This is a genomic window from Streptomyces sp. NPDC004609 (assembly GCF_042873655.1).
GTDB lineage: Bacteria > Actinomycetota > Actinomycetes > Streptomycetales > Streptomycetaceae > Streptomyces.
The window spans coordinates 98695-123750 of the sequence record NZ_JBIALS010000016.1 but is presented as its reverse complement, the minus strand read 5'-3'; the positions used below and the strand labels follow the sequence as shown (position 1 = coordinate 123750).

Below are 25056 nucleotides of genomic sequence, written 5' to 3'. Positions count from 1 at the left end.
CCACCCCGCAGCCGCGTTCGCGTAGTGTCACGCACACCTCTACTCCCTGCTGACCCGTGGTGCACCCGTGATCCGATTCGACAACGTCTCCAAGACCTACCCCAAGCAGAACCGCCCCGCCCTGCGCGATGTCTCCCTGGAGATCGAGAAGGGTGAGTTCGTCTTCCTGGTGGGATCGTCCGGCTCCGGCAAATCCACCTTCCTGCGGCTGGTTCTGCGCGAGGAGCGCGCCAGCCACGGCCTGGTGCACGTGCTCGGCAAGGACCTGGCCCGGCTCTCGAACTGGAAGGTCCCGCACATGCGCCGCCAGCTGGGGACGGTCTTCCAGGACTTCCGGCTGCTGCCCAACAAGACCGTCGCGGAGAACGTGGCCTTCGCCCAGGAGGTCATCGGCAAGCCCCGCGGTGAGATCCGCAAGGCCGTGCCCCAGGTGCTCGACCTCGTCGGCCTCGGCGGCAAGGAGAGCCGGATGCCGGGGGAGCTGTCCGGCGGTGAGCAGCAGCGCGTCGCGATCGCGCGGGCCTTCGTCAACCGGCCGATGCTGCTGATCGCCGACGAGCCGACCGGCAACCTCGACCCGCAGACCTCCGTCGGCATCATGAAGCTGCTCGACCGGATCAACCGGACGGGCACGACCGTGATCATGGCGACCCACGACCAGAACATCGTCGACCAGATGCGCAAGCGTGTCATCGAGCTGGAGAAGGGCCGACTCGTGCGAGACCAGGCCCGCGGCGTCTACGGCTACCAGCACTGAGCCACCCGGACTCCAGGAAGAAAGGCTGAACGCACGCGATGCGCGCCCAGTTCGTACTGTCGGAGATCGGCGTCGGTCTCCGCCGCAATCTCACGATGACCTTCGCCGTCATCGTCTCCGTGGCCCTCTCCCTCGCCCTCTTCGGCGGTGCGCTGCTCATGCGTGAGCAGGTCAGCACGATGAAGGACTTCTGGTACGACAAGGTCAACGTCTCGATCTTCCTCTGCAACAAGAACGACGCGACGACCTCGCCGCAGTGCTCCAAGGGCGCGGTCACCACCGAGCAGAAGACGCAGATCGAGGCCGACCTCAAGAAGATGGCCGTGGTCGACAAGGTCCACCACGAGTCGGCCGAAGAGGCGTACAAGCACTACAAGGACCAGTACGGCGACACCCCGATCGCCGCCACCATCACGCCGGACCAGATGCAGGAGTCGTTCCGCGTCAAGCTCGACGACCCGGAGAAGTACAAGGTGGTCGCGACCGCCTTCGCCGGCCGGGCGGGCGTGCAGTCCGTCCAGGACCAGCGGAACATCCTGCAGAACCTGTTCGACCTGATGAACGGCATGAACATCGCCGCCATCTTCGTCATGGCGCTGATGCTGGTCATCGCCCTGATGCTGATCGTCAACACGGTGAGAGTCTCCGCGTTCAGCCGCAGGCGTGAGACGGGGATCATGCGGCTCGTGGGAGCGTCCAGCTTCTACATCCAGATGCCGTTCATCATGGAGGCCGCCTTCGCCGGACTGCTCGGCGGTCTGGTCGCCGCGGGCATGCTGCTCGTCGGCCGGTACTTCCTGATCGACAACGGCCTGGCGCTCGCCGAGAAGATGCAGCTGGTCAACTTCATCGGCTGGGACGCGGTCGTCACCAAGCTTCCGCTGGTGCTCGCGATCGGTCTCCTGATGCCCGCCCTTGCCGCTTTCATCGCACTGCGCAAGTACCTCAAGGTGTGACATCCGCCCCTGGCGTCGTACGGGCAACAGACGTACGGCGCCTTTCTCTTGTCCTAGACTCAACGCCATGCCGGGCCCGGAGTTCTTTCCTCGGCCCCGCCGCATCCGCCGCGGGGCGGCCCTGACATTGGTCTTTCTGAGCGTCCTCGCCACCGGGGCCGCCACCGACGCGCTGCCGCACCAGCCCGACGCGGAGCCCCGACCGCTCGCCGCCCGGCCCGCCGCCGCGACCGTCGACCGCGACGATGTGGCCCGCGCCGCCGCCGAGGCCGTGGCGGAGGGCAAATCCGGTACGAAGGCGGCCGAGGAGGCCGTCAGCCGCAGCGGCGACCGGTGGGGCGCGGTCTACGACAGGCACGAGTACCAGGAGTTCCAGCGGTCCCTCGACGGCGAGTACACCGGGGTCGGCCTGTGGGCCCGCCGCTCCCGGGACGGCCTCGTCGAGGTCGCGCGGGTCCAGCCCGGCGGCCCGGCCGACCGCGCGGGCATCGCGGCCGGCGACCGGCTGCGCACGGTCGACGGCCGGGCCGTGGACCGGCGGCCCGTCACCGAGGTCGTGGCGCTGCTGCGCGGCGGTGAGCGCACGAGCGTGGTCCTGGGCCTGGAGCGCCGGGGCCGGACCTGGACCGAGACGCTGGTCCGTACGACGGTGCCCACCGAGTCCGTCGTCGTCGAGAGCCTCGACGGCGGGGCCGTGATGATCAGGGTCGACTCCTTCACCAGGGGCTCCGGCGACCGGGTGCGGCAGGCCGTCGAGGGCGCGCCCGAGGGTGCGGGCGTCCTGCTCGACCTGCGGGGCAACAGCGGGGGACTGGTCGCCGAGGCCGTCACCGCCGCCTCCGCGTTCCTGGACGGCGGTCTGGTCGCCACGTACGACATGGAGGGCGAGCAGCTCGCCCTGTACGCCGACCCGGGCGGGGACACCGACAGGCCCCTGGTTGCGCTGGTCGACGGCGGGACGATGAGCGCGGCCGAGCTGGTCACCGGGGCGCTCCAGGACCGGGGCCGGGCGGTCACCGTCGGCTCCCGCACCTTCGGCAAGGGGTCGGTGCAGATGCCGAGCAGGCTGGCCGACGGTTCCGTCGCCGAGCTGACCGTCGGGCACTACCGCACGCCCTCGGGCCAGAGCGTCGACGGGCGGGGCATCACCCCGGACCTCTCGACGGCGGGCGAGGACGCGCAGGAGAGGGCCGAGCTGGTATTGAGTGGCCTCGGGACGGGGTCGTAGTGCGAAAATGGCCGCACTATGGCTAAGGAACAAGGGCGCAAAATGATCGCGCAGAACAAGAAGGCGCGGCACGACTACCACATCCTCGACACCTATGAGTGCGGTCTCGTGCTGACCGGCACCGAGGTGAAGTCGCTGCGTCAGGGACGTGCCTCGCTGGCCGACGGATTCGTCCAGATCGACCAGCACGAGGCGTGGCTGCACAATATCCATGTGCCGGAGTACACCCAGGGCACCTGGACCAACCACAGCGCGCGGCGCAAGCGGAAGCTGCTGATGCACCGGGCGGAGATCGACAAGCTGGAGTCCAAGTCCCAGGACACGGGTCACACGATCGTGCCCCTGGCCCTGTACTTCAAGGACGGCCGGGCGAAGGTCGAGATCGCGCTCGCGAAGGGCAAGAAGGAGTACGACAAGCGGCAGACCCTGCGCGAGCGCCAGGACCGCCGCGAGACGGACCGCGCGATGTCGGCGGTCCGCCGCCGCCAGCGGGCCTAGGGGCGGGATCCGCCCCACGGAACCCCGGACCCGGACCCTGGGCCTCGCGCCCGGACCCGGGACCAGGGCCCCTGTCCGCAGGGCCGTCCGGAGGCTGCCGGCCCGGCCCGGAGGAATACGCTGGCACCCGGGGCCGTTGGTCACGTACGATGGTCCTGCTCCTCATCGAGGGGCGATCTGCGTCAATGCAAATTGACAAATCAATATGGGGATGATCGGTTTCGACAGCGGATGTCGAAGCAGGGGAAGCGAGCCGAGGAAGCGGCAATGATCTCGTAAACCATATGTCGCAAACAATAATCGCCAATTCTCAGCGCGATAACTCCGAAGCCTTCGCCCTCGCTGCCTAATTAGGCAGTAGAGCGAACCTTCACTCATGGAGCGTCAGCCCGGGGACTGTTCCCGACCCGGTTCCTGGCGTCAGCTAGGGGACTAAACCTCTGAACCCGGTCACGGGGTCCAGAGGGAAATCAAACAGTGACTGAGCCCGTCGGAGACTTGTCCGCGTGATCTCCGGGGCCGAGAAAATCACAGCGGACTGCGCTCGGAGAAGTCCTGGTTCCGCACCGTTGGACGCGGGTTCGATTCCCGCCATCTCCACCAGTGCGGCTCGTCCGGCACCCCGCCAGGGGCGCCCGGACAGCCCGTACGGTCATCCCATAACGACGACGGCGCCTTCCTCAGGGAAGGCGCCGTCGTCGTCTGTCCGGGGCCGGGGAAGCAGGATCGCCCGCCCCAGGATGCAACCCGGGCCCGGTTCCCGTGCGTACAGGTGGTGCCGTCGTCCGCGTTCGCGGCGCGGTCCTCCACAGAACCGGAATCGGGAGAACAACCAGATGCTCTCAGGCAAGGTGGGCAAAGGCACGGCGCTCGGCGCGGTCGTGCTGTCCCTCCTGACAGTCCCCGCGCAGGCCGCCGGCGCGGCACCGGCCCCCGCCGGCACCACCACGGCCCACGCGCCCCGGACACCCGCGCCCGACCTCGTCGGAGTGCGCGCGGCCCTCACCTCGGCCCTCGCGAACGGCGCGCCGGGCGCGATGGCCAGAGTCGACGACCACGGCACGGTCCACCGGCTCGCCGAAGGCGTCGGCGACCGGGCCACCGGGCGCGCGATCACCGCCGGCGACCGCTTCCGGGTCGGAAGCGTCACCAAATCCTTCTCCTCGGTCGTGCTGCTCCAGCTGGTGGACGAGGGCGAGCTGGATCTCGACGCCACGGTCAACACCTATCTGCCCGGACTGCTCGACGAGCGGATCACCGTCCGCCACCTCCTCAGCCACCGCAGCGGTCTGTACGACTACACGAACGACATGTTCGCCCGGACGGTCCCCGGCTTCGAGTCCGTACGGAACCGGGTGTTCACCCACCGGGAGCTGGTGGACGTGTCCCTGGCGAAGCCGCTGACGGTCACGCCCGGGGCGGCGTACTCGTACTCCAACACCAACTTCGTGGTGGCGGGCATGCTCATCGAGAAGCTCACCGGCAACTCCGTGCGCACCGAGTACGCCGAGCGGATCATCGAGCCGCTGAGGCTGCGCGACACGTACTACGTCCACCCGGACACCGCCGTGCCCGGCCGGCACGCCAAGGGCTACCTCACCCCCGACGAGGCGGGCGCGCCGCTGGTGGACTCGACCCGCCAGACCGTCTCCTGGGCCCAGAGCGCGGGCGCGGTGATCTCCAGCCCCCGCGATCTGAACACGTTCTTCTCCGCACTGATGCGCGGCAGGCTGACCTCCGCCGCCCAGCTGGAGCAGATGCAGCGGTGGACCCCGGTCAACGCCACCCAGGGGTACGGCCTCGGGCTGCGCCGCCGTGATCTGTCGTGCGGAGTGTCCGTGTACGGGCACACCGGCACCGTCCAGGGGTACTACACCAGCTCCTTCACCTCGAAGGACGGCCGCCGCAGCATCACCGCGGTCGCCAACACCTCCAACAACGGCACCGTGCTCAACACCCTGCCGCGGGCGCTGGAGGCGGCCTTCTGCGGAAAGCCCGCACCCGTTCCCTCCGCGCGGTCCACCGCGCCCGTGGAGCGCTACGAGGACATCGCCCCGGGCATCGCTCGCGACTGACGCACCACCCGTACCGGCGGACGTACGGCCGGAGCCGGACAGAACGGGGGGTTCCGGCCGCACGTTCGGGCAGGCACTCTGGAGGGAAACCCCGGCGGTGACCCTGAGGCAGTGACCTTGAGGCGGTGACAGGCGCATGACGGCACGTGCGACCCGTACGGCTCCCTACGACTGGCGGTTCGACTCGGGCCGCCTCTGCCTGGATCTGGTGGCGACCGCGGACGTCCCCTGGAGTACGGGCCGGCAGGAGCCGCTGGCGGGCGAGGGCGGCCTCGGCAGCTGGCTGGTGGGCGCCCGGCTCGTCCCGGCGGGCACCCCGCTGGCCGCCGTGGACGGGCGCTGGGTCGAGCGCTTCGTCGAACTGCGCGGCAGACTCGGTCAGTTGGTGCGCGCCGAGATCGACGGCCGGTTCGCCGAATCCGCCCTGGAGCGCGTGAACACCCTGGCGGCGGGGGCGCCGCCGGCCGTCCGGGCCGTCCGGGACAGCCGCAACGGCACTCTGGTGTGGACCCTGGCGACCGCGCCCGAATGCGGTCAACTCCTCGCCGCCGTCGCCCGCGACGCCGTGGAGCTGCTGACCGATCCGCTCGCACGGGCCCGGCTGCGGGAGTGCGAGGGGGAGAGCTGCCGCCGTGTGTACTTGGACACCTCGCGCGGTCGGCGCAGGCGCTGGTGCTCCAGCGAAGTCTGCGGAAACCGCGAGCGCGTGGCCCGTCACCGCCGCCGTGTGGCGGCCACGGCACGGGCCTGACACAGCCCGAATCCCCTGGGGATCAGCCTCAATTGGGGCAAACGAGTACCGATTCGGCTTTCCGAAAAGATCTTGAGGATTTTTCGGCACCTCATTGAGTGATGCGCCCGGCACCCCCGTAGTGATGGGGGACAAGCATGTCAGCCGAGTACACCGAAATCAGGGTCTCGACCGGGAGGTTCAGGTGCGCAAGGATGCCGCCGTGGCCGATGACCGTCCGCAGAGGGCACGCCATCGCAGCGACAAGCCACGCACCGATTCCTCGGCACCTGACGAGGAACTCATGCGCGCGCTCTATCGCGAACACGCGGGACCTCTGCTCGCCTATGTACTGCGCCTTGTCGCTGGTGACCGCCAGCGTGCCGAGGACGTGGTGCAGGAGACGCTCATCCGTGCCTGGAAGAACGCCGGTCAGCTCAACCGTGCAACCGGCTCTGTCCGACCCTGGCTGGTGACGGTCGCACGGCGCATCGTCATCGACGGTCACCGCAGCCGGCAGGCCCGGCCGCAGGAGGTCGACCCGTCGCCGCTGGAGGTCATGCCCGCGGAGGACGAGATCGACAAGGCGTTGTGGCTGATGACGCTCTCAGATGCGCTCGACGATTTGACACCCGCTCACCGGGAAGTACTACTCGAGACGTATTTCAAGGGGCGTACGGTCAATGAGGCGGCCGAGACGCTCGGCATACCCAGTGGGACGGTGCGGTCGCGGGTGTTCTACGCACTCCGTTCCATGAAGCTCGCTCTGGAGGAGAGGGGGGTCACCGCATGACCATGCGTGAGCAGGAATCCATCCACGATGCCGTCGGGGCGTATGTGCTCGGCGTACTCGACGACGCCGACGCGTCCGCGTTCGAGATGCACCTCGCGGGTTGTGACATCTGCGCCGCCCACCTTGAGGAATTCTCCGGAATGGAGCCGATGCTGGCCATGCTGGCCGAGGCCCCCGCCCCCGCGGCCCCGGACCCGAACGTGGTCAACCTGCCGGGCATGCGGTCCACCGGATGGGCGGATGTGCCACCGCCACGGCCCGTCCCGGTGGTGCCCGCGCCTCCGAGCCCCCAGGTGCTCGGCGGGCTTCTCGACGAGGTCGCCGCCAAGCGGGCCGCCAAGCGCAGGCGCGGGATGTTCCTGGTCGCGGCAGCCGCCGCCCTGATCATCGGCGGCCCCGTCGCCGCCGTGGTGCTCACCGACAACGACACCGGGAGCAATCAGGCGGGCGCCCACCCCACCTCCCCGGCCGAGGACGCCTTCTTCAACCACATGGACGAGAAGGTCGAGGCCACGGACGCGACGACGAGGGTCAGTGCGGCCGTCGGCATGGAGAAGAAGGGCTGGGGCACCCACACCGTCCTGGAGCTGAAGAACGTCAAGGGCCCGCTCAAGTGCAATCTCATCGCCGTCTCCAAGACCGGCGAGGAGGAGATAGTCACCTCCTGGGCGGTCCCGAAGTGGGGCTACGGCATCGAGAACGGCCCGACCAAGGCGTCCAAGAACCCGCTGTACGTCCACGGCGGCGCGGCCATGGACCGCGAGGACATCGACCGGTTCGAGGTCCGTACCTTCGACAATCAGAAGCTCGTCGAGATCGACGCCTGACCCGCTGCCGGTCCCGGCCGCCGGATCGCACCCGATCACCTGCGAGCCCCAGCCTGACAGAACCGCCCCCTTCGCGTACGGTTGACGGCTGCCCAGTGCACGTCAGAAGGGGGCCTCGGTGGCCGCGCAGGAAGCCGCTGTGGACGCGATCACGAAGGACACGGCCCGGGAAGACACCGGCGACGGTGTCCGGGACCGTGAGATCGCGCTTGAGCAGGAACATCTCGACCGGGTGTACCTCCGCCTTGAGGAGAAGATCCACGAGGCCGAGTTCCTCATGCACGACGCCGCGAAACTCGGCCAGGTCGGCACGCCCGGCGCGCTGGCCGAGCGCGATGCCCAGGTCTTCCGGGCCGGCGTCCACCTCAACCGGCTCCACAGCGAGTACGAGGACTTCCTCTTCGGCCGCATCGACCTGCTGCCCGGCAAGGACGGCAAACGGGGCCCGGACGGCGCGTACACCTCGGTGGAGCCCGCCGACGACGCCGTACGCCCCGACAACACCGCCGACATCGGGGAGACCCTCCACATCGGCCGGATGGGCGTGCTCGACGAGGAGTACGCGCCGCTGGTGATCGACTGGCGCGCGCCCGCCGCCGCCCCCTTCTACCGCTCGACCCCGGTGGAACCGGGCCGGGTGGTACGCCGCCGGGTCATCCGCTCCAAGGGCCGCCGGGTCCTCGGGGTCGAGGACGATCTGATGCGCCCCGAGCTGAGCGTCCGCCTCGGGGGCGCCGCGCTCCCCGTGATCGGCGACGGCGCGCTGATGGCCGCGCTCGGGCAGGCCCGCAGTCACAGCATGCGGGACATCGTCGCCTCCATCCAGGCGGAGCAGGACCTGGTGATCCGCGCGCCCGCCGCCTCGGTGACCTATGTCGAGGGCGGGCCGGGCACCGGCAAGACCGCGGTGGCGCTGCACCGGGCCGCGTATCTGCTCTACCAGGACCGCAGGCGGTACGCGGGCGGCATCCTGATCGTCTCGCCGACCCCGCTGCTCGTCGCGTACACCGAGGGTGTGCTGCCGTCGCTGGGCGAGGAGGGGCAGGTCGCGATCCGCGCCGTGGGCCATCTGGTCGACGGCGCGGAGGCCACGGTGTACGACGAGCCCGCCGTGGCGCGGATCAAGGGCTCCTCGCGGATGCTGAGGGTGCTGCGGAAGGCGGCGCGGGGCGCGCTGGAGGTGCCCGGCGGCCCGCCGTCGGCGCCCTCGTCGTCCGCTTCGGCGGCGGGTTTCCCGTCCGGGCAGCTCGCCTTCGACGACCAGCCCGACGAATCCGACGCGCCGGCCGGCCGGGTGCGTACGGATCTGCTGCGGGTGGTCGCCTTCGGCCGCCGGCTGGAGCTGGAGGCGGAGGAGCTGGACCGGATCCGGCAGAGCGTCCTCGGCGGCACCGCGCCGGTCAATCTGCTGCGGCCCCGGGCCCGCAGACTGCTGCTGGACGCCCTGTGGGCCAAGTCCGGGGCCGTGAACCGGCACGCCGACCCCGAGCTGGCCGCCGAACTGCGGTCCTCCTTCGACGAGGACGTCACGGGCGAGGACGGCTTCGCCGACTTCCTGGACGCCTGGTGGCCCGAGCTGACCCCGATGGGGGTGCTCACCGCGATGGCCGACGAGCGGCGGCTCGGGCGCTGGGCGCGGCGGGTGCTCACCCCGGGCGAGGTCCGCAGGCTGGCCCGCTCGCTGCGGCGGCTCGGCGGCGGCCCGGGCCCGGCGGCGGGCACCGGCCCCGCGGGCGGACCCGGTCCGGCGGGTCGGGGCAGGGGCCCGGGGGAGCGCGGGCCGTCGCTGTCCGTGCACGACGTGGCCCTCCTGGACGAGCTGGAGACGCTGCTCGGCACCCCGGCCCGCCCCCGGAAGAAGCGCGATGCCGACCCGCTGGACCAGCTCACCGGCCTGGAGGAGCTGATGCCCCAGCGCCAGGAGACCCAGCGCGAGCGCGCCGAGCGACTGGCCGCCGAGCGCACCGAGTACTCCCATGTCATCGTCGACGAGGCCCAGGACCTCACCCCCATGCAGTGGCGCATGGTCGGCCGCCGCGGCCGTCATGCCACCTGGACGGTGGTGGGCGACCCGGCCCAGTCCTCGTGGCCGGAGCCCGCCGAGGCCGCCGAGGCACGTGACGAAGCTCTCGGCACCCGTCCGCGCCGCCGCTTCGAGCTGACCGTGAACTACCGGAATCCCGCCGAGATCGCCGAACTGGCCGCGAAGGTCCTGGCGCTGGCGATGCCCGGCATGGAGTCCCCGTCCGCGGTCCGCTCCACGGGAGTCGTGCCGCGTTTCACCGCCGTACGGGACCCGGGTCTCGGCCCGACGGTACGCGCCGAGGCCGAACGGCTGCTGGCCCGGGTCGACGGCACCGTGGGCGTGGTGGTGGCGATGAACCGGCGTGAGGAGGCCGCGCGGTGGCTCGACGGGCTCGGCGACCGGGTGGTGGCGCTGGGTTCGCTGGAGGCGAAGGGCCTGGAGTACGACGCGACGGTCGTCGTGTCTCCCGCGGAGATCGCCGACGGCACGGCGGTCGGGCTGCGGGTGCTGTACGTGGCGCTGACCCGGGCGACCCGGGAACTGACGGTCGTCTCGGACCGCCGTGACGCACCGGACGAGGACGGGGTGCCGGAGCTGCTGCGGGGCTGAGCGGCAGCTCCGGCCGCCGGGTTCGGGCCTGACGAGGAGTCAACCGGTGATGGGGGAATCACTTACCGGGGTGGTTTGTTAGCCTGGGTGAGGCACCGGCTCGATCCAAGCCCCCGGGCCCAACCTTCGTCGCTTCGAGCGACCACTTGCCGCGAGGCGAGCATGGCGGGTCGGTGCCACTTTTAGTACCCGACGCAGGTCCGCGTCACCCCTGGGGTGACGCGGACCTGTTCTCGTTCCGGACCCGGCTTCCGCCGTGCCGTACGCATCTCGTATGGTGGAATCCAGTTTCCGGAAACAATACGACCATTACTACCTGCTACCGGCAGGTAGGTGCGACCATCGGAAAGCGCCGCCGGGGCCTGAGGACTTCCAGGGCCCGGCCCGCTGAGCGATGAAGCTAGGGAAAGCAGAGGAATCCGGCCATGGCAACGGCGCCAAGCGTCTCGTACTCGATGACGGTCAGGCTGGAGGTGCCCGCGAGCGGAACCGCGGTCTCCCAGCTCACCACGGCCGTGGAATCCTCCGGCGGATCGGTGACCGGTCTGGACGTGACCGCGTCCGGTCACGAGAAGCTGCGGATCGACGTCACCGTCGCGGCGACCTCCACCGCGCACGCCGAGGAGATCGTCGAGGAGCTCGCCAAGATCGAGGGCGTCGTCCTCGGCAAGGTCTCCGACCGTACGTTCCTGATGCACCTCGGCGGCAAGATCGAGATGCAGTCCAAGCATCCGATCCGCAACCGCGACGACCTCTCGATGATCTACACCCCGGGTGTGGCGCGGGTCTGCATGGCCATCGCGGAGAACCCCGAGGACGCCCGCCGGCTGACCATCAAGCGCAACTCCGTCGCCGTGGTCACCGACGGCTCCGCCGTGCTCGGTCTCGGCAACATCGGCCCCATGGCCGCCCTGCCCGTCATGGAGGGCAAGGCGGCCCTCTTCAAGCGCTTCGCGGGCATCGACGCCTGGCCGCTGTGCCTGGACACCCAGGACACCGACGAGATCGTCGCGATCGTCAAGGCGATCGCGCCCGGATTCGCCGGGATCAACCTGGAGGACATCTCCGCGCCCCGCTGCTTCGAGATCGAGGCGCGGCTGCGCGAGGCCCTCGACATCCCCGTCTTCCACGACGACCAGCACGGCACGGCGATCGTCGTCCTCGCCGCGCTGACGAACGCGCTGCGGGTCGTCGGCAAGGCGATCTCGGACGTACGGGTCGTGATGTCCGGCGCGGGCGCCGCGGGCACCGCGATCCTGAAACTGCTGATCGCGGCCGGTGTGAAGCACGCCGTCGTCGCCGATATCCACGGTGTCGTCCACGCGGGCCGCGAGGACCTCGCCGACGCCGCCACCGCGGGACCCGCGCTGCGGTGGATCGCCGACAACACCAATCCCGAGGGTGTGACCGGCACGCTCAAGCAGGCCGTCGTCGGCGCGGACGTCTTCATCGGCGTCTCGGCGCCCAATCTGCTCGTGGAGGAGGACGTCTCCGCCATGGCGGAGGGGGCGATCGTCTTTGCACTCGCGAACCCCGACCCCGAGGTGGATCCCGCGGTCGCCCGCCGGACGGCCGCGGTCGTCGCCACGGGCCGCTCCGACTTCCCCAACCAGATCAACAACGTGCTGGTCTTCCCCGGTGTCTTCCGCGGGCTCCTGGACGCGCAGTCCCGGACCGTCAACACGGAGATGATGCTCGCGGCGGCGGCGGCGCTCGCCGAGACCGTCACCGAGGACGAGCTGAACCCGAACTACATCATCCCCTCGGTCTTCAACGACAAGGTCGCCGGGGCGGTCGCGGGGGCGGTCCGCACCGCTGCGAAGGCCGGCGGCCCCGCTGTGACGGGTCCCACGTCCCCGTGACCTCCGGCGCGTCGCGGGTCGCGGGGCCCCCGGCGCCGATCTAGGGTGGCGGACCATGGCCCGGACGACTCCAGGCAGTCCCCGCAGAGTGGACGGAACGTCACCACGACGAGGCAGTGGCGCTTTTCGTGTGACTCGGGAGGGTGCCGGATTGGCGTTCCCGCCGTTGGTGGGGGCAGGATGCTTCCCCGAGGACCTGCGTCCCTGGGGAGATTCCACCGGACAAGGAGGGTCTGACGTCAGACCCCGGTTCGGGGGACTGTCAGAGGGCCCTGGCAGCATCGGCTTCGATCTCACGCCTCACAGGCAAGAAGAAACACGGGAGTAAGAACATGAACCGCAGTGAGCTGGTGGCCGCGCTGGCCGACCGCGCCGAGGTGACCCGCAAGGACGCCGACGCCGTGCTGGCCGCCCTCGCCGAGACCGTCGGAGAGGTTGTCGCCAAGGGCGACGAGAAGGTCACCATCCCCGGCTTCCTGACCTTCGAGCGCACCCACCGTGCGGCTCGTACCGCGCGCAACCCGCAGACCGGTGACCCGATCCAGATTCCGGCGGGGTACAGCGTGAAGGTTTCGGCGGGCTCGAAGCTGAAGGAAGCGGCGAAGGGGAAGTAATCCTCTTGAGCATCGGCCCTGGTGCGGTCTCCGCACCGGGCACGACAGGGGCGGCCGTCCGATCACATCGGACGGCCGCCCCGTCCGTGTTACGGGCCCGTCTCCGGGCGCCGGACGGGCCGGAGCGGTGCGTGCCGCTCCGGCCCGTCCGCCGCGGTCCGGTGCGGGCCGTTCCGGTTCTCTGGCCGGAGCGGGGGCCGTGCCGGTCGCGCGGCCCGTGCTCCGGCGCCTTGTGCGCCCTCAGCCGCCGGACGGGCCGGGGGGACGGAGGCGCACCGTCCGCCGGGGGTGCCCGGTGCGGACGGTGCCTGTTCCGTGGCCGGTGCTCCGGCTGCGTACTCCGGCGCTCCGGCGCACGGTCCGCCCGGGCGGGCGGGTCAGACGAGTTTGGCGGTGGGGAGCTCCACCTTGGCCCCCAGCTCGACGAGCTTCTCCATGAAGTTCTCGTAACCCCTGTTGATCAGGTCGATCCCGTGCACCCGTGACGTCCCCTGCGCCGCCAGGGCCGCGATCAGATACGAGAAGCCGCCCCGGAGGTCCGGAATCACCAGATCCGCGCCCTGGAGCTTCGTGGGGCCGGACACCACCGCCGAGTGGAGGAAGTTGCGCTGGCCGAATCGGCAGTCGGAGCCGCCCAGGCACTCCCGGTACAGCTGGATGTGCGCGCCCATCTGATTGAGCGCGGAGGTGAAGCCGAGCCGGGACTCGTACACCGTCTCGTGGACGATGGACAGGCCCGCCGCCTGGGTCAGCGCCACCACCAGCGGCTGCTGCCAGTCGGTCTGGAAGCCCGGGTGCACATCCGTCTCCAGCGCGATCGCGTTCAGAGAGCCCCCGGGGTGCCAGAAGCGGATGCCCTCGTCGTCGATCTCGAACGCGCCGCCGACCTTGCGGTAGGTGTTCAGGAAGGTCATCATCGAGCGCTGCTGGGCGCCCCGCACATAGATGTTGCCCTCCGTCGCGAGCGCAGCCGACGCCCAGGACGCCGCCTCCAGCCGGTCCGGGAGCGCCCGGTGCGTATAACCGCCGAGGCGGTCGACACCGGTGATGCGGATCGTCCGGTCGGTGTCCATGGAGATGATCGCGCCCATCTTCTGCAGAACGCAGATGAGGTCCTCGATCTCCGGCTCCACCGCCGCGTTGGACAGCTCGGTGACGCCCTCCGCGAGCACCGCGGTCAGCAGCACCTGCTCGGTGGAGCCCACCGAGGGGTACGGCAGCCGGATCTTGGTGCCGCGCAGCCGCTGCGGAGCCTCCAGGTACTGGCCGTCCGCCCGCTTCTCGATCTTCGCGCCGAACTGGCGCAGTACGTCGAAGTGGAAGTCGATGGGCCGGCCGCCGATGTCACAGCCCCCGAGCCCGGGGATGAACGCATGGCCCAGCCGGTGCAGCAGCGGGCCGCAGAAGAGGATCGGGATGCGTGAGGAGCCCGCGTGCGCGTCGATGTCGGCGACATTGGCGCTCTCGACGTGCGTCGGGTCGAGCACCAGCTCGCCGGGCTCGTCACCCGGACGGACCGTCACCCCGTGCAGCTGGAGCAGCCCGCGCACCACCCGGACATCGCGGATGTCGGGCACATTGCGCATTCTGCTCGGTTCGCTCCCCAGCAGAGCGGCGACCATCGCCTTCGGCACCAGGTTCTTGGCGCCTCGGACGCGGATCTCGCCCTCCAGCGGGGTTCCGCCGTGGACAAGCAGTACATCGTCTGTGCCGGTCATGAATCTCGCGTTCCGGAGTGGGGGCAGAGGGTCAGGGAAAAGGGTACGGGGCGTAGGGCCCCCTCTTGTAAGGGCGAGGGCGGTGCAGGAGCGTAATGATTCTGGTACAACACGCTCGGTCCGGCCGATTTTGCTCAGCGTCACCCTCCGCCCCGGGCGAAGGCCGGCGCGCTGAGCTGCGCCGGGACCCCACTGTGCCGCTCCGCCCCCGCGGAGCGAGAAGATGCGGGATCATGTCTCGCATGACCGAGGTGTCCTCGCTCACAGGGCGGCTACTCGTCGCCACCCCCGCCCTCGCGGACCCGAACTTCGACCGGGCGGTGGTTCTGCTGCTCGACCACGACGACGAGGGCACGCTCGGCGTGGTCCTCAACCGACCCACGCCCGTGGACGTCCGGGACATCCTGGAGTCCTGGGCGACGCTCGCCGGTGAGCCGGGTGTGGTCTTCCAGGGCGGTCCGGTCTCCCTGGACTCCGCGCTCGGCGTCGCCGTCATCCCCGGCGACGAGGGCCCGCTCGGCTGGCGGCGGGTGTACGGCGCGATCGGCCTGGTCGATCTGGAGGCGCCGCCCGAGATCGTCGGCGCGGCCCTCGGCTCGCTGCGCATCTTCGCGGGGTACGCGGGCTGGGGCCCCGGCCAGCTGGAGAGCGAGCTGAACGAGGGCGCCTGGTACGTCGTCGAGTCCGAGCCGGGCGACGTGTCCTCGCCCCGGCCGGAGCAGCTGTGGCGGGCGGTCCTGCGCCGTCAGCGCAGCGAACTGGCCATGTTCGCGACCTACCCGGACGATCCCTCGCTGAACTGAGCCCCGGGCTCCTGTCCACCGCCGGGCACGACCAGGCCCGTCTCGTACGCCACGATCACCAGCTGTGCCCGGTCGCGCGCGCCGAACTTGCCCAGCAGATGGCTGACATGCGTCTTCACCGTGGAGAGCCCGACGAAGAGCCTGCGGGCGATCTCGCCGTTGTTCAGCCCCCGGGCCACCAGTTCCAGCACCTCCCGCTCGCGGCCGGTGACCGAGCCGAGCCCGCCGGCGCCGGGCCGCGCCGGTCCCGGGCGCGCGGCGAACTCGGCGATGAGCCGGCGGGTGACGGCGGGAGCGATCAGGGCGTCGCCCGCGGCCACCACCCGCACGGCCGAGAGCAGTTCCGCGGGCGGGGTGTCCTTGAGGAGAAAGCCGCTGGCACCCGCGCGGAGCGCGCCGTACACATACGCGTCCAGGTCGAACATGGTGAGCATCAGCACCCGGGTGTCCGCCGTCTCGGGTGCGGAGCAGATCCGCCGGGTCGCCTCGATGCCGTCGGTGCCGGGCATCCGTACGTCCATCAGCACCACATCGGGGCGGGTCTCCCGCGCCAGCCGTACGGCCTCGTCGCCGTCGGCCGCCTCCCCGGCGGGGGCGAGCCCGGGCTCGGCCTCCACCAGGAGCCGCAGGGAGCCGCGCAGCAGGGCCTGGTCGTCGGCGACCAGGACACGGATCACCGGGCCGTCACCTCGCCGGGGGCGTACGGCAGGGTGGCGCGGACCTCGAAGCCGCGGCCGCCGCGCGGACCGGCCGTGAACGTCCCGCCGTACAGCGCCACCCGCTCCCGCATCCCGGCGATGCCGTGGCCCTCCGGCCCGGCCGGCGCCGGCGGGCCGTCGTCGCTCACCGTGATCCACACCTCTCCGTCCACGTCCTGCACCGACACCCGGCTCGCCGCGCCGGGCCCGGCATGCCGCAGGACATTGGTCAGCGCCTCCTGCACGATCCGGTACACCGTCAGTCCGACGCCTTCCGGCAGCCGGTCCAGATTCCCCGTCCGCAGCTCGGCCCCGGCGCGCCGGGCGAGCCCGGGCAGGTCCCGGGCGCCGGGGGCGGGACCGAGGGCGGCGGGCAGCCGTTCCCCGGACTGCGAGCGCAGGACGCCCAGCATCTGGCGCAGCTCGGTGAGCGCGCCCCGGCCGGTCGCCTCGATGACGCGCAGCGCGTCGTGCGCCACATCGATCTCGCCGGGCCGGGTCCGTACGACATGGTTGGCGACCCCGGCCTTCACCACGATGAGCCCCATCGAGTGGGTGACCACATCGTGCAGTTCCCGGGCGATCCGCAGCCGTTCCTCGGTGACGGCGCGCTGGGCGAGCTGTTCTCCGGTGCGTACGGCGAAGGCGCGCCGCTCCCGGGCGGCGCGGCCCAGCTCCCAGGCACCGAGCAGCGTGCCGAAGCCGAGGAGGATCAGCCCGGGGCCGTCGGCCCACCAGAAGCTTCGCCCCGGGTGGACCGGCCCGACCGCGAGCATCGCGCAGAGTCCGAGCGCCAGGATCGCGAGCCCCGGCAGCCACCGCCGCCACCAGCGGTCCGTGCGTCCCTCGACGGCGACGGTGTAGAGCGCGAAGGAGGCCGGGACGAACGGGTCGTGCACCGCGTCGAGCAGGACGGCCGCGCAGGTCGCCGCGAGCACCCCGCCGAAGACGGGCAGCGGCCAGAGGCGGCGCAGCACGGCCGGCAGGACCGTCACGGCGAGCATCGCCATGAGCAGCCAGGCGGGCGCGGCCGTCTCGCGGACACCGCCCGCGGGCCCGGTGAGGGCGATCACCGCGAGGTATCCGGCGACGGCGATCGCGTCCCGTGCCATCAGCCGCTTGTCGGGCTGTCCGTCGACGGTCATCCCCCGACCGTAGGGCCCGGACGGCGGTGCGCGCCTCCGTCCCGGGACGGAGACGGGCCGCTCCCTCCCCGGTCCGATGCGCGGGCCCGGGCCGGCACGGGACGGTGCTGCGCATGAGAGGCGTGCTTGAAGTTTCCGATCTGACCAAACGCCACGGGCGGACCGTCGCCGTGGACGGCCTGACGTTCACGGTCCGGCCGGGCGGGGTGACCGGCTTCCTCGGGCCCAACGGCGCGGGCAAGTCCTCCACGATGCGGATGATGCTCGGCCTGGACCGGCCCACCCGGGGCTCGGCGCTCTTCGACGGGGTGCCGTACGGGGAACTGCGCCACCCGCTGCGGACGGTCGGGGCGCTGCTGGAGGCGGACTCCGCGCACCCGGGGCGCTGTGGCCGCGCTCATCTGCGGGCGCTCGCCCGTACGCACCGGATCCCCGCCGCACGGGTCGAGGAGGTGATCGGGCTGACCGGTCTCGGCGAGGCCGCCGGCCGGCGGGCGGGAACGTACTCGCTGGGCACGGGCCGGCGGCTGGGTATCGCGGCGGCGCTGCTGGGCGACCCCGGGGTGCTGCTGCTGGACGAGCCGGTGAACGGACTCGACCCGGAGGGCATCGTGTGGATCCGCACGCTGATGCGGGAGTGGGCACGGCAGGGCCGTACCGTCCTCGTCTCCTCGCATCTGATGGGGGAGGCGGCGCTCACCGTGGACCGGGTGGTGGTCATCGGGCGGGGGCGGCTGCTGGCCGAGGGCGGTGTCCGGGAGATCACCGAGGCGTACGCCTCGCCGGGCGGCTCGCTGGAGGAGGCGTTCATCCGGCTGACGACGGGTGGGGCGGGTGCGGCCGGGGCGGCGGGGCCGTCCGGCGGGCCGGGAGCGGTGGGCGCGGGGCCCGGCGCCCCGCGTTCCGGCGGTCCGGCCGGCCCGGCGGGGGGTGCCCGATGAGCGCCGCGGTGCCGGGGGCGGCGGCTGCGTCCGGGCGGTCGGGGCGGTTCACGGTCGGGTTCCGTGACGCGGCCGCGGCCGAATGGCTGAAGCTGCGCAGTCTGCGCTCGACCTGGTGGACGCTCGGGGGGACCTTCGTTCTCACGGTCGCCGTGGGCCTGCTGTACGGCGCGACGATCGGGAACAACCCCGAGGACTTCAGCAAGTCCGGGTTCGACCCGGTGCTCATGGGCTTCGCCGGGGTCTCGATGAGCCAGATGGCGATCGTCTGCTTCGGGGTGATGGCGGTCAGCGGTGAGTACGCGACCGGGACGATCCGGGCCTCCCTGGCCGCGGTGCCGGACCGGGCCGTGTTCTGGGCCGCCAAGACGGCGGTGCTGGGCGCGATGGCGCTCGCCGTGTCGCTGCCGACGGCGTTCGCGACCTTCTTCGCCGCGCAGTCGACGATGGGCGCGGAGCTGAACGCGCGGCTGGGCGATCCGGGCGCGCTGCGGGCCACGTTCGGTCTCGCGCTCCATCTGACGCTGCTGTGCCTGGTGTCGGCGGGGGTCGCGGCGATCCTGCGCGGCACGGTCGTGACGCTGGGGGTGCTCGTACCGCTGTTCTTCATCGTCGGTGACATTCTGGCCAATCTGCCGGGCGTCGGGACGGTCGCCCGGTACCTGCCGAATCTCGCGGGCACCAGGCTGATGTCCACCGTCCCGGACCCGAGGTTCGGGTACGGGCCGGGGACGGGGCTCCTGGTGATCCTGGCGTGGACCTGCGCGGCGCTCGCGGGCGGACTGGTCGCGCTGAGGCGGCGGGACGCGTGAGGTACGGCCGGGGCACCGGGTGCCCGGGAAGCGGGCGCCCGCGGCACAGGTACCCTTGGAGTTCATGAGCACTCTTGAGCCCGAGCGCGGGACAGGGACGGGAACCCTCGTAGAGCCGACGCCGCAGGTGTCGCACGGCGACGGCGATCACGAGCGCTTCGCCCACTACGTCCAGAAGGACAAGATCATGGCGAGTGCCCTCGACGGCACTCCCGTGGTGGCACTGTGCGGGAAGGTCTGGGTACCGGGGCGCGACCCCAAGAAGTATCCGGTCTGCCCGATGTGCAAGGAGATCTACGAGTCCATGGGCCCCGGCGGAGACAAGGGCGGCAAGGACAAGAAGTAGCACTCCCCGGGAGGCCGGTGGTACCGGTCTCCCGGGGGTGGTGAACGGCCTCCGGGGCGCGCGATCATGCGCGCCCCGGAGGCCGTTTTGCATGCTTTCGCCGGCCGGGCCGCGCGTTGCACAGGGCGCTCCCGCCGGTCACAGAGTGGTAGAGACCTCTTGTCTCCGTGTTTGAGCCGTTCTAGCCTCCTCCCTGTTGTGCATCACGAAACGCACGTTGCGCATGCTGCAACGCGCCCCTTCGCTACTCACAGGGACCGCCCATGAAGCTCCGCTCCCGAATAGCCGCACCCGTCGCCGCACTTGTCCTGGCCGGGCTCACCGCCACCGCCTGCGCACCGCAGACCTCCGACAGCAGCTCCTCGAAGGACGAGAAGTCCGGCACCCTGCGCGTCTGGCTGTTCCAGGAGGTCAACAACGACCCGAAGAAGAAGGTCGTCGACGAGGCCGTCGCCGCGTTCACCAAGGAGAACAAGGACGCGAAGGTCGAGGTCGAGTACATCCCGGTCGAGACCCGGGCCCAGCGCATCAAGGCCGCCTTCAACGACCCCAAGAGCGCCCCGGACCTGATCGAGTACGGCAACACCGACACCGCCGGCTACGTCAAGGACGGCGGTCTCGCCGACGTCAGCGAGGAGTTCGGGGCCTGGAACGAGGCCAAGGACACCGACCCGACCGCCACCCAGTCCGTCACCGTCGGCGGCAAGGTCTACGGCGCGCCCTTCTTCGTCGGCGTCCGCGCCCTGTACTACCGCACCGATGTCTTCAAGGAGCTGGGGCTCCAGCCGCCCAGGACCCAGGACGAGCTGATCTCCACCGCCAAGCAGATCCGCAAGGCCAAGCCCGAGCTGTACGGCATCGCCGTCGGCGGCGCCTACACCTACGGGGCCATGCCGTTCATCTGGGCCAACGGCGGTGAACTGGCCGACGAGGCCGGCACCGGCTACAAGTCCGCCATCAACAGCGCCGCCTCCCGCAAGGGCATCACCGCCTACACCTCGCTCTTCGGCGACGACAACTGTCCGGCCGCCAAGTGCGCCTCCATGGGCGGCAACGCGACCGTCACGGCCTTCGCCTCCGGGACCGCGGCCATGGCCATCGGCGGCGACTTCAGCCACCAGGCCGTCGAGGCGGGCAAGGTCAAGGGCAAGTACGCCGTCGTACCGCTGCCGGGTGTGAAGGCGGGCGAGATCGCCCCGGCCTTCGCGGGCGGCAACAACATCGGCGTACTCAAGAGCACCACGCACCGCACGCTCGCGGTCGAGCTGATGAAGAGGTTCGCGGGCAAGGACACCCAGCGCAAGCTGTTCGACGCGATGGGCTTCCTGCCGACCTACACCGATGTGCGGGCCGAGGTCGCGAAGAAGGACCCGTTCGTCGAGCCGTTCGTCAAGACCCTCGGCGCCGGGACCAAGTTCGTGCCCGCCTCCGCCGGCTGGGGCCAGATCGACGCCTCCACCGTCCTGCCGACGATGTTCCAGGAGATCGTCAGCGGCAAGAAGAACGTGGCGGCGGCCTCGGACGACGCGGCGAAGAAGATGGACGCGGCCTTCTCCAGCGCGGGCTGAACGGGCCGAACGACATGACGCACCATGTGACAGCCGGGACGGACGCGGTCGTGCGGAAGACCGCGCCGGCCCCGGCCGAGGCCCCCGTACGCGGGGGCGGCCGCGGCGGCGCGGGCCAGCGGGGCAGCCGCTGGACGCCCTGGCTCTATCTCGCGCCCGCGCTCGTCGTCCTCGCCGGACTGCTCGTCTACCCGATCTACCAGCTCGGTCTGATCTCCTTCCTCGAATACACCCAGGCACAGGTCAGCGGTGGCGAACCCACCACCTTCAAGGGCTTCGGCAACTACCAGGAGCTGTTCGCGGACAGCCAGTTCTGGCAGGTCCTGCTCGCGACCGTCGTCTTCGCCGCCGCCTGTGTCGTCGCCACCCTCGCCGTCGGCTGCGCGCTCGCCGTGCTGCTGACCCGGATCCGGGCGCTGCCCAGGCTCGCCCTGATGCTGGCGGCGCTCGGCGCCTGGGCGACCCCCGCCATCACGGGCTCCACGGTCTGGGTCTTCCTCTTCGACCCCGACCACGGCCCGGTCAACCGGCTGCTCGGCCTCGGCGACTTCTCGTGGACGTACGAGCGCTACAGCGCCTTCGCCCTCGTGCTCTTCGAGGTCGTCTGGTGCTCGTTCCCCTTCGTCATGGTGACCGTGTACGCGGGCATCAAGGCGATCCCCTCCGAGGTGCTGGAGGCCGCCTCGCTGGACGGCGCCTCCCAGTGGCGGATCTGGCGTTCGGTCATCGCCCCGATGCTCCGGCCCATCCTGATCGTCGTCACCATTCAGTCGATCATCTGGGACTTCAAGGTCTTCACCCAGATCTACGTGATGACGTCCGGAGGCGGAATCGCGGGACAGAACCTCGTCCTCAATGTGTACGCGTACCAGAAGGCGTTCGCGTCCTCGCAGTACAGCCTGGGGTCCGCGATCGGCGTGGTCATGCTGCTGATTCTGCTGGCCGTCACGCTCGTCTATCTGCGCCTTATGCGACGCCAGGGAGAAGAACTGTGAGCAGCCGTGTCAGCCAGTTGCGCATCCGCCGCCCCTGGCGGCTCGCCGCCGAGGCATCAGCGCTCGTCATCGCGGCCGTCGTGGCGTTCCCGCTGTACTGGATGGTGCTCTCCGCCTTCAAACCGGCGGGCGAGATCCAGTCGACCGAAGCACGTCCCTGGACACTGAACCCATCGCTCGACTCATTCCGGCGCGTGTTCGAACAGCAGGAATTCGGACGCTATTTCCTCAACAGTCTGCTCGTCGCGAGCGCGGTCGTCCTGGCCTCCGCGCTGATCGCCTTCCTGGCGGCCACGGCGGTGACGCGCTTCACGTTCAAGTTCCGCACCACGCTGCTCATCATGTTCCTCGTGGCACAGATGGTGCCGATCGAGGCGCTGACGATCCCGCTGTTCTTCCTCATGCGGGACATGGGCCAGCTCAATACGCTCTGGTCGCTGATCCTGCCGCACATCGCATTCTCGCTGCCGTTCGCGATCTGGATGCTGCGGGGCTTTGTGAAGGCGGTTCCGGAGGCCCTGGAGGAGGCCGCGTACATCGACGGCGCGAGCCGCACCCGCTTTCTGTGGCAGATCCTCTTCCCGCTGGTCTTCCCCGGGCTCGTGGCGACGAGCGTCTTCTCCTTCATCTCGACCTGGAACGACTTCCTGTTCGCGAAGTCGTTCATCATCAGCGACACCTCCCAGTCGACCCTGCCGATGGCTCTCCTCGTCTTCTTCAAACCGGACGAGAACGACTGGGGCGGAATCATGGCGGGTTCCACGGTGATGACCGTGCCCGTGCTGATCTTCTTCGTCCTCGTACAGCGGCGCCTGGTCTCCGGGCTCGGCGGCGCCGTGAAGGACTAGGGCGTGTTTCGAAAGTAGCGTCGTCCGCCCGGAGGGCGGGGCCTGCGGCGTCCGGTGCGTGCAATCGCAAGGCGGAGGGTCGCCCTCGTACTGGACGTACTTGGGTGATTCCGGCAACGCAGCGAGTGTGCGTGCTGGGCGTCGCAGGCCAGGCGGGACTTTCGCAACACGCCCTAGGCACTCACCGGGAACAGCCGGGCTCGCGTGCCCCGGTACCGGACCCGCCCACCGATCCAGCCCGACCACCCGAAAGTCCCCGGGAAAGGACCCGAACGTCATGACCGCAGACCTCACCTCCGCAGGGCTCGTTCCGGCTCCGGACTCCGCCGAGACCGCCGGCGGCGACGGCTTCGTCCTGGACACCGCCACCACGCTGTACGCGGGCCCGGGCACCGGAACCACCGAACGCTGGCTGCGCTCCGCGGTCGGCGCCGCCGTCGGCCTTCCCTTCGCACCGGGGGACCGGGCCGCGCCCGGCGGGATCACCCTCCTGGTCGACGACACCCTCGAACCCGAGGGCTACCGGCTGCGGATCGGGTCCGGTACGGGCGTCGAGATCCGCGGCGGCAGCGGCGCGGGCGTCTTCTGGGGCGCGCAGACCCTGCGCCAGCTGCTGGGCCCGGACGCCTTCCGCGCGGCCCCCGCCGGCGGGAACGGCCCCCGGACCCTGCCCGCCGTCACGATCGAGGACGCGCCCCGCTTCTCCTGGCGCGGCACCATGCTGGACGTCGCACGCCACTTCACCCAGAAGACCGACGTCCTGCGTTTCCTCGATCTTCTCGCGGCCCACAAGCTGAACGTCTTCCACTTCCATCTCATCGACGACCAGGGCTGGCGCATCGAGATCAAGCGCTATCCGAGGCTCACCGAAGTCGGCGCCTGGCGCGCGCGCAGCAAATGGGGCCACCGCGGCTCCGATCTCTGGGACGAGAAGCCGCACGGTGGCTACTACACCCAGGACGACATCCGCGAAATCGTCGCCTACGCGGCCGAGCGGCATATCACCGTCGTTCCCGAGATCGGTCTCCCGGGTCACTCGCAGGCCGCGATCGCGGCCTATCCGGAACTGGGCAACACCGATGTGACCGACACCGCCGCCCTTTCCCCCTGGGACGACTGGGGTGTCAGTCCGAACGTCCTCGCGCCCACCGACACCACCCTGCGCTTCTACGAAGGGGTGCTGGAGGAGGTCCTGGAGCTGTTCCCCGCCTCGACGTCGCCGTACATCCACATGGGCGGCGACGAGTGCCCCAAGGACCAGTGGAAGCGGTCCGCGACCGCCCAGGCGCGGATCGCTGAGCACGGACTCGACGGCGAGGACGGGCTCCAGTCCTGGATGATCCGCCACTTCGACGACTGGCTCACCGCGCGCGGCCGGCGGCTGATCGGCTGGGACGAGATCCTGGAGGGCGGCCTCGCGCCGGGGGCCACCGTCTCGTCCTGGCGCGGTTACGGCGGGGGCATCACCGCCGCCGAGGCCGGTCACGACGTCGTCATGTGCCCGGAGCAGTATGTGTATCTGGACCACCGTCAGGACGGTGGCCCCGACGAGCCGATGCCCCTCGGGTACGTGCGCACGCTGGAGGACGTCTACCGGTTCGAGCCCGTACCGCCCACGCTCTCGCCCGAGGCGGCCGCCCATGTCATCGGCACCCAGGCCAATGTGTGGACCGAGGTGATGCAGGACCGCTCCCGCGTCGACTACCAGGTCTTCCCCCGGCTGGCCGCCTTCGCCGAGGTCGCCTGGTCGGCGCTGCCCGGGCCCGCCGAGCGCGACTTCGCCGGCTTCGAAGCGCGGATGGGCGCCCACTACCGCCGCCTTGACGCCCTCGGCGTGGCGTACCGGCCGCCCGGCGGCCCGCTGCCCTGGCAGAAGCGCCCGGGTGTGAAGGGCTTCCCCCGGGAGGGCGCGCCCCCGAACGTGTGAGTCCGGCGCAAGCCCGGTGCCCGCCGCCCCGGACTCTGGGACCGTTGAACCGCCGGAAGGAACAACTCGTACAAGCACCGTCGAAGAGTGGCAATCCGCCTGGGGTGCCGATGTTCCGCCAAAACGGGGCATCGGCACAACAAGGGCACATCCGTTACGGATGTGCCCTTCGTGGACCCTCTCGTCGGTCGGCTCGGAAGATGTGCCAGAGTTGCCACGTCCGGGCTGTGAGCACGTACGGTACGGCAACACAGGCGGGACGCCGGACACCGGGAAGGGG

General features: G+C 70.6%; 22 protein-coding genes and 1 other RNA gene. 20 read left to right on the top strand and 3 right to left on the bottom strand.

The window, feature by feature from the left end; genetic code table 11:
- The first annotated feature begins 67 nt into the window (after window positions 1-67).
- From ftsE to ACFYT4_RS18010, 12 genes are all read left to right on the top strand, one after another.
- Window positions 68-757, top strand: a complete 690-nt coding sequence (gene ftsE / locus ACFYT4_RS18065; RefSeq protein WP_389269500.1) for a cell division ATP-binding protein FtsE — start codon at window positions 68-70, stop codon at window positions 755-757.
- A gap of 38 nt (window positions 758-795) precedes the next feature.
- Window positions 796-1713, top strand: coding sequence for a permease-like cell division protein FtsX (ftsX, locus tag ACFYT4_RS18060; RefSeq protein ID WP_389269499.1), 918 nt, complete (start codon window positions 796-798; stop codon window positions 1711-1713).
- Window positions 1714-1780: 67 nt separating this feature from the next.
- Window positions 1781-2941: a S41 family peptidase gene (locus ACFYT4_RS18055; RefSeq protein ID WP_389269498.1), complete on the top strand. Its 1161-nt coding sequence runs from the start codon at window positions 1781-1783 to the stop codon at window positions 2939-2941.
- Window positions 2942-2959: 18 nt separating this feature from the next.
- On the top strand, window positions 2960-3439 hold the full coding sequence (gene smpB, locus ACFYT4_RS18050; RefSeq protein WP_389269497.1) for an SsrA-binding protein SmpB: 480 nt from the start codon (window positions 2960-2962) through the stop codon (window positions 3437-3439).
- 207 nt (window positions 3440-3646) lie between these two features.
- Window positions 3647-4042: a transfer-messenger RNA gene (ssrA, locus tag ACFYT4_RS18045) on the top strand.
- Window positions 4043-4275: 233 nt separating this feature from the next.
- The gene (locus tag ACFYT4_RS18040; protein WP_389269496.1) at window positions 4276-5514 is read left to right on the top strand and encodes a serine hydrolase domain-containing protein; all 1239 of its coding nucleotides are present in this window, start codon (window positions 4276-4278) and stop codon (window positions 5512-5514) included.
- A 136-nt stretch (window positions 5515-5650) separates the two neighbouring features.
- A complete protein-coding gene (locus tag ACFYT4_RS18035; protein ID WP_389269495.1) occupies window positions 5651-6265 on the top strand; it encodes a CGNR zinc finger domain-containing protein in 615 nt (204 codons plus the stop codon).
- 124 nt (window positions 6266-6389) lie between these two features.
- Window positions 6390-7037 (top strand): sigma-70 family RNA polymerase sigma factor, encoded by a 648-nt coding sequence (locus ACFYT4_RS18030; protein WP_389269493.1) that lies wholly within the window; start codon window positions 6390-6392, stop codon window positions 7035-7037.
- Window positions 7034-7864, top strand: a complete 831-nt coding sequence (locus ACFYT4_RS18025; protein WP_389269491.1) for an anti-sigma factor family protein — start codon at window positions 7034-7036, stop codon at window positions 7862-7864. The genes ACFYT4_RS18030 and ACFYT4_RS18025 overlap by 4 nt, the downstream gene beginning before the upstream one ends.
- A 118-nt stretch (window positions 7865-7982) precedes the next feature.
- Window positions 7983-10499 (top strand): HelD family protein, encoded by a 2517-nt coding sequence (locus ACFYT4_RS18020; protein WP_389269489.1) that lies wholly within the window; start codon window positions 7983-7985, stop codon window positions 10497-10499.
- A 425-nt stretch (window positions 10500-10924) separates the two neighbouring features.
- Window positions 10925-12361 carry an NAD-dependent malic enzyme gene (locus ACFYT4_RS18015; protein WP_389269487.1) on the top strand — a complete coding sequence of 479 codons (1437 nt, stop codon included), beginning with the start codon at window positions 10925-10927 and terminating at the stop codon, window positions 12359-12361.
- Window positions 12362-12693: 332 nt separating this feature from the next.
- A complete protein-coding gene (locus tag ACFYT4_RS18010) occupies window positions 12694-12975 on the top strand; it encodes an HU family DNA-binding protein (protein WP_004571953.1) in 282 nt (93 codons plus the stop codon).
- A 377-nt stretch (window positions 12976-13352) separates the two neighbouring features.
- Here the strand turns inward: ACFYT4_RS18010 and murA are convergent, their stop codons facing one another.
- The gene (gene murA / locus ACFYT4_RS18005) at window positions 13353-14693 is read right to left on the bottom strand and encodes a UDP-N-acetylglucosamine 1-carboxyvinyltransferase (protein ID WP_389269485.1); all 1341 of its coding nucleotides are present in this window, start codon (window positions 14691-14693) and stop codon (window positions 13353-13355) included.
- A 242-nt stretch (window positions 14694-14935) separates the two neighbouring features.
- On the opposite strand from murA, the gene ACFYT4_RS18000 reads away from it, so the two are divergent.
- The gene (locus tag ACFYT4_RS18000; protein WP_389269483.1) at window positions 14936-15496 is read left to right on the top strand and encodes a YqgE/AlgH family protein; all 561 of its coding nucleotides are present in this window, start codon (window positions 14936-14938) and stop codon (window positions 15494-15496) included.
- Here ACFYT4_RS18000 and ACFYT4_RS17995 read toward each other — a convergent pair.
- Window positions 15469-16173, bottom strand: coding sequence for a response regulator (locus ACFYT4_RS17995; RefSeq protein WP_389269481.1), 705 nt, complete (start codon window positions 16171-16173; stop codon window positions 15469-15471). The two genes, ACFYT4_RS18000 and ACFYT4_RS17995, sit on opposite strands and share 28 nt — an antisense overlap.
- Window positions 16170-17339: a sensor histidine kinase gene (locus tag ACFYT4_RS17990; RefSeq protein WP_389269479.1), complete on the bottom strand. Its 1170-nt coding sequence runs from the start codon at window positions 17337-17339 to the stop codon at window positions 16170-16172. Before ACFYT4_RS17990 ends, ACFYT4_RS17995 begins: the two co-directional genes overlap by 4 nt.
- A gap of 113 nt (window positions 17340-17452) precedes the next feature.
- Here ACFYT4_RS17990 and ACFYT4_RS17985 point away from each other — a divergent pair, with 113 nt between their 5' ends.
- From ACFYT4_RS17985 to ACFYT4_RS17955, 7 genes are all read left to right on the top strand, one after another.
- Window positions 17453-18280: an ABC transporter ATP-binding protein gene (locus tag ACFYT4_RS17985; RefSeq protein ID WP_389269477.1), complete on the top strand. Its 828-nt coding sequence runs from the start codon at window positions 17453-17455 to the stop codon at window positions 18278-18280.
- A complete protein-coding gene (locus ACFYT4_RS17980) occupies window positions 18277-19092 on the top strand; it encodes an ABC transporter permease (RefSeq protein ID WP_389269476.1) in 816 nt (271 codons plus the stop codon). The genes ACFYT4_RS17985 and ACFYT4_RS17980 overlap by 4 nt, the downstream gene beginning before the upstream one ends.
- A 64-nt stretch (window positions 19093-19156) precedes the next feature.
- Window positions 19157-19438: a DUF3039 domain-containing protein gene (locus ACFYT4_RS17975; RefSeq protein WP_389269474.1), complete on the top strand. Its 282-nt coding sequence runs from the start codon at window positions 19157-19159 to the stop codon at window positions 19436-19438.
- Window positions 19439-19701: 263 nt separating this feature from the next.
- Window positions 19702-21006, top strand: coding sequence for an extracellular solute-binding protein (locus tag ACFYT4_RS17970; protein WP_389269472.1), 1305 nt, complete (start codon window positions 19702-19704; stop codon window positions 21004-21006).
- A 14-nt stretch (window positions 21007-21020) separates the two neighbouring features.
- Complete coding sequence (locus ACFYT4_RS17965; RefSeq protein ID WP_389269470.1) at window positions 21021-22001, top strand: carbohydrate ABC transporter permease; 981 nt, start codon at window positions 21021-21023, stop codon at window positions 21999-22001.
- Window positions 21998-22849, top strand: a complete 852-nt coding sequence (locus ACFYT4_RS17960; RefSeq protein ID WP_389269468.1) for a carbohydrate ABC transporter permease — start codon at window positions 21998-22000, stop codon at window positions 22847-22849. The genes ACFYT4_RS17965 and ACFYT4_RS17960 overlap by 4 nt, the downstream gene beginning before the upstream one ends.
- Before the next feature lie 277 nt (window positions 22850-23126).
- Window positions 23127-24776 (top strand): beta-N-acetylhexosaminidase, encoded by a 1650-nt coding sequence (locus ACFYT4_RS17955; protein ID WP_389269466.1) that lies wholly within the window; start codon window positions 23127-23129, stop codon window positions 24774-24776.
- The last annotated feature ends 280 nt before the right edge of the window (window positions 24777-25056 follow it).

Coding starts and splice junctions, on each gene's coding strand:
- ftsX (WP_389269499.1), top strand. CDS start 796: ATGCGCGCCCAGTTCGTACTGTCGGAGATCGGCGTCGGTCTCCGCCGC.
- ACFYT4_RS18055 (WP_389269498.1), top strand. CDS start 1,781: ATGCCGGGCCCGGAGTTCTTTCCTCGGCCCCGCCGCATCCGCCGCGGG.
- smpB (WP_389269497.1), top strand. CDS start 2,960: ATGGCTAAGGAACAAGGGCGCAAAATGATCGCGCAGAACAAGAAGGCG.
- ACFYT4_RS18040 (WP_389269496.1), top strand. CDS start 4,276: ATGCTCTCAGGCAAGGTGGGCAAAGGCACGGCGCTCGGCGCGGTCGTG.
- ACFYT4_RS18035 (WP_389269495.1), top strand. CDS start 5,651: ATGACGGCACGTGCGACCCGTACGGCTCCCTACGACTGGCGGTTCGAC.
- ACFYT4_RS18030 (WP_389269493.1), top strand. CDS start 6,390: ATGGGGGACAAGCATGTCAGCCGAGTACACCGAAATCAGGGTCTCGAC.
- ACFYT4_RS18025 (WP_389269491.1), top strand. CDS start 7,034: ATGACCATGCGTGAGCAGGAATCCATCCACGATGCCGTCGGGGCGTAT.
- ACFYT4_RS18015 (WP_389269487.1), top strand. CDS start 10,925: ATGGCAACGGCGCCAAGCGTCTCGTACTCGATGACGGTCAGGCTGGAG.
- ACFYT4_RS18010 (WP_004571953.1), top strand. CDS start 12,694: ATGAACCGCAGTGAGCTGGTGGCCGCGCTGGCCGACCGCGCCGAGGTG.
- murA (WP_389269485.1), bottom strand. CDS start 14,693: ATGACCGGCACAGACGATGTACTGCTTGTCCACGGCGGAACCCCGCTG.
- ACFYT4_RS18000 (WP_389269483.1), top strand. CDS start 14,936: ATGACCGAGGTGTCCTCGCTCACAGGGCGGCTACTCGTCGCCACCCCC.
- ACFYT4_RS17990 (WP_389269479.1), bottom strand. CDS start 17,339: ATGACCGTCGACGGACAGCCCGACAAGCGGCTGATGGCACGGGACGCG.
- ACFYT4_RS17985 (WP_389269477.1), top strand. CDS start 17,453: ATGAGAGGCGTGCTTGAAGTTTCCGATCTGACCAAACGCCACGGGCGG.
- ACFYT4_RS17980 (WP_389269476.1), top strand. CDS start 18,277: ATGAGCGCCGCGGTGCCGGGGGCGGCGGCTGCGTCCGGGCGGTCGGGG.
- ACFYT4_RS17975 (WP_389269474.1), top strand. CDS start 19,157: ATGAGCACTCTTGAGCCCGAGCGCGGGACAGGGACGGGAACCCTCGTA.
- ACFYT4_RS17970 (WP_389269472.1), top strand. CDS start 19,702: ATGAAGCTCCGCTCCCGAATAGCCGCACCCGTCGCCGCACTTGTCCTG.
- ACFYT4_RS17965 (WP_389269470.1), top strand. CDS start 21,021: ATGACGCACCATGTGACAGCCGGGACGGACGCGGTCGTGCGGAAGACC.
- ACFYT4_RS17955 (WP_389269466.1), top strand. CDS start 23,127: ATGACCGCAGACCTCACCTCCGCAGGGCTCGTTCCGGCTCCGGACTCC.